The organism is Rhodoferax sp. UBA5149, from assembly GCF_002413825.1.
GTDB lineage: Bacteria > Pseudomonadota > Gammaproteobacteria > Burkholderiales > Burkholderiaceae_C > Rhodoferax.
This window is the reverse complement of record NZ_DHXT01000074.1, coordinates 2,939-3,473: the sequence shown is the minus strand read 5'-3', so window position 1 is coordinate 3,473 and position 535 is coordinate 2,939. Positions and strand designations below refer to the sequence as shown.

General features: G+C 69.3%; 2 protein-coding genes. Both read left to right on the top strand.

Translation table 11 applies throughout. From position 1 onward, the window contains the following. On the top strand, positions 1–360 hold a 360-nt coding region (locus B3V69_RS06180; protein ID WP_296444789.1), incomplete at its 5' end, for an ATP-grasp domain-containing protein. 14 nt (positions 361–374) lie between these two features. Further along, positions 375–535, top strand: a 161-nt coding sequence (locus B3V69_RS06175; RefSeq protein WP_296444866.1) for an L-threonylcarbamoyladenylate synthase, incomplete at its 3' end; no start/stop codon positions are given.

Sequence of the window (535 nt, the reverse complement as noted above, 5' to 3'; positions counted from 1 at the left end):
CTGATCGTCAACGAGATGGCGCCGCGCCCGCACAACAGCGGCCACTACAGCCTGGACGCCTGCGACCTGTCGCAGTTTGACCTGCAGGTGCGCACGCTGGCCGGCCTGCCGCTGGTGCAGCCGCGCCAGCACAGCCCGGCCATCATGCTCAATCTGCTGGGTGATTTGTGGCTGACTACGGTTCCCCCGCCATGGGAGAAGGTGCTGGCGCTGCCCGGCGCGCATCTGCACCTGTATGGCAAGCTCGCGCCCGCCAAGGGCCGCAAGATGGGGCACCTGACCCTCACCGGCGCCACGGTGGCCGAGGTCCGCGCCACGGCGCTGGCGGCGGCCGCGTGCCTGGGGCTTGAGCCGTTTTGAATGCGGCATCGCGCATGGTGCTGGACGGCGCTGCGGCCAACTCAATCGCCTTGGCGGTTCAAACGATCCGGGCGGGCGGGCTGGTCGGCTTGCCGACCGAGACCGTGTACGGTTTGGGCGCCGACGCCGACAACGCCGTGGCGATCGGCAAGATTTTCAGCGCCAAAGGGCGGCC